Below are 3,054 nucleotides of genomic sequence, written 5' to 3'. Positions count from 1 at the left end.
GGACCGGAGGTGTTCCACAGCCATCCGGCACGGGCCTCGGACCAGCGCTCGGCGTAGGCGGCCCCGGCCGCTTCGGCGGACACCCGGTCGAGGGCGGGCCGGGTGTGGTTGGTGGCCAGGATGACGGCGCGGACCATGGCGGGGCCGGTCTTCCAGCCCTTGAAGGGAGTGGGGGCGAAGCCCTCGGCCCCGGCGTCACCGATGACCCCGGCTCCCTTGGCGGTGAGCTGGGCGGTGTCGACGCGGGCGCGGGGGAAGAGCTTGCCGAGGTTGTTGCCCACCGATTCGCCGGAGGTCAGGGCGACGCCGACGGGGGAGAACTTGCGGACCTGGGTGTCGCCGATCGCGGAGACGTTGCCGTCGACGGCGGTCAGCACGCACCGGGCCCCCATGGCGCGGGTGGTGCGCATGACCTGCCGCAGCTTCTCCCCGACCGCCTTGCGGGCCGGGTCCTTGTGAGTGGCGGTCAGGGCCTCGGCGCCCTCGTCCACGATCAGCATGATCTGCGGGAGGTCGGGGCCGATGGGCAGCAACGTGGTGTCGTGCTCGGCCATCAGCCGTTGGTACGCCTGTTGACGGGCGGCGTTGACGGCCAGCAGCGCGTCCAGCATCAACACCGCCTCGGCCGGGGTGGACGCCAGCCAGTCGATGCCCGGCCGGGTGCCCTCCGGGGCCCGCTCGGTGCCCGGCAGCGGATCGACGCGACCCTCTGCTTCGAGCCAGGGGCGGGTCCAGGGGATGCCGACCGCTCCGGCCTTCAGATCGATGACCCAGGTCAACACATCGACACAGCGGTCGAACCCGGCGATCACGGCATCCATGAAGGTGGACTTGCCCGAGCCGGGCGGACCGAGGATCAACGCGCACGCCTCGCGCAGGAAGACCCGGATCTCCTCACCAGTGGGCCGCACACCCCACGGGATCCCGGTGAGGATCGACAGCGGGGTGTGGTCGCGGGGGTAGTCGATGGTCTCGCGCATGACGTTGCGGGTCGCCACGTCCAACACCACCCGGCCTTGCAGGTCGCCCTCCTCGACACCGACGGTGCAGCCCAGGGGAAGGCGGGCATCGGTTGCCAGGGCGCGGGCGGAACGCGCGATCTGGTCCCAGGTCGCGCCGCCGCCGGGCAGCTCGGCGGCGAGGGAGTACCCGGCGCCCGACCTCCAGTGCTCGACGGCGAAGACCCGCACCGGGATACGGCACACCCGGGAGATGCGCTCCTCCCACTCGGTGGCGATGGACCGGCGTTCGGCGGACAGTTCGGCGGCGGCCCGCCGGGCGTCGGCGGTCAGCCGCTCGGCCTCGGCGGCCTCCTCGAAGACGGCGGCGTTGGAGGCCGCGGCGGCCACCCCGACCCCGAGCACGGTCAGGGACCCGGCCGCCGCCCAGGACAGCGGGCCGGTGGCCATCGCCCAGGCGGTCCAGCCCCCGGCCAGCAGCCAGGACGCGGTGCGGGTGGCCAGGGTGCGGGCGGTCAGCCGCCGGAACAGCGAGTGCCCGATGCCGTGGCCGATCGCCCCGGCCGCGCCGACGGCCAGCGGCAGCACCGGCGGGGCACCGACGGCCGCCCCCAGCAGGGCGGCGGCCCCGGCGCCGGTGGTCACCGACAACGCCCCGGAGACCGGACCGTGCGGCGCGGCCCAGTCGATCGGCGGTGCCTGCGGGGAGCGGCGGCGGCCACCACCACGGCGCTTCTTGTCGTTGGGTTCGTCGGGAAGGTGGGTGAGGTTGAGTCGGTGGTGATCGCTCATCACGGCTCCAGAACCGGGGAAAGAGGGCGGTGGAAAACGGGTGAGGGGTGGTTCCGAAGGCTTCGGAACCGCCCCTCACCCGTGGGGGTGTGGCGCTTGGTCAGGGCTGGTTGTTGGTGGTGTCCCACTTGTGCTCGGCGTTGTTGCGGGGGTCCTCGTGGCGGCGGATGTCCTGTTCGTGGACGGTCCGGAAGGTGGTGGCGACCTCCCCGGCCGCGCTGACCGCGAGCATCAGGTGGGTGTAGACCTCCGTCAGCGCCTCCCCGACCTCCTTCTCCAGCGGGAACTCGGAGTCGGCGCGCTCGGCGAGGATTTGGAAGGTGTTGGCCACCGACTGCAAGGCGGTGGGCATGGCCTCACAGGTGGCCAGGACGTGCATCATCCCGTCGGGCTCGTAGGCCTGGGCGGCGCTCTCCATGGCGCTCGCCGACTCGTCGAACAGGAACCCCGGTCCGCTGTTCTCGGTGTTCTCCGACACGTCTGCTCCCTTGATCGAGGTGGTGTGGTGACGCGGGGCGCGCGGCACCCGGTCGGCGATCTCTTCGGCGTTCGGATCGGTGCTCGCGCGGGACTCGTCCATGGCCCGCTCGCGCACCGCCAAGGCGCGTTGCAGGTGGGCCTCACGGGCGCCGGTGGTCAGCCGCCCGTACAGGCGGCGTCCCGGGTACTGCAACCAGACCCAGCCCAGACGACGGCCCAGCGGCGTGGTGACCAGACCCAGCACCCCGAAGGGCAGGGCCAGACCGGCGGCGGTCAGGGTCCGGGCCCGGTAGCGCAACCAGGAAGCCACCAGCCGCTTGCGCATCCGGCGCCGGGCCGCCGCACAGCGCACCAGCTGCCGGGCGGCGGCCACCCGTGCGTCGGCGCGACGGTCCCGACGCTCGCGCCCGGACAACCGCGCCGCTTGCAACGCCCGGGCCGTCCTGCCGGCCGCGCCGCCGTGGTGGACGGCCTTGCCCAGCCGCACCGAGCGGGCCCGGTGCCGGGCGGCCTTGAGCGCCCGGCGGTCATCGGCCACCCGACGGCGCTGCGCGGCGAGCTGCTGCCGGGCACCGGCTCGGTCGACTCCGGCCCGCTCCCGCCGCAACCGCCGCACCTGCGACAACGGCCCCGAAGCCGCGCGGTGCCCGCCGCGACCGGACCGGGAGCCACCACCCCCGGCCCGGGCGGTCGAGCCGTGCGCGGCTGGGGAACCGCGCCGGGAGGGCGGCACCGACACCCCGGCCGCTTTCGACCGCCCGGTGCTTCCGCCGCCGGGCCGCACGGCCCGGCCGGGGGCGGCCCGGGACGCGGCCCCGAGCGC

The 3,054-nt window shown here is 74.5% G+C and carries 2 protein-coding genes; both read right to left on the bottom strand.

All coding sequences use genetic code 11. The features are described from left to right. Positions 1 to 1,751 (bottom strand): hypothetical protein (locus FNQ90_RS17800; protein WP_182607291.1); only part of this gene is annotated, 1,751 nt, incomplete at its 3' end. 100 nt (positions 1,752 to 1,851) lie between these two features. Further along, positions 1,852 to 3,054, bottom strand: a 1,203-nt coding sequence (locus FNQ90_RS17795) for a hypothetical protein (RefSeq protein ID WP_228471351.1), incomplete at its 5' end; no start/stop codon positions are given.

The organism is Streptomyces alkaliphilus (assembly GCF_014141535.1).
Classification (GTDB): Bacteria; Actinomycetota; Actinomycetes; order Streptomycetales; family Streptomycetaceae; genus Streptomyces; species Streptomyces alkaliphilus.
The sequence above is the reverse complement of the archived record's forward strand: the minus strand, read 5'-3'. Positions and strand labels throughout refer to the sequence as shown.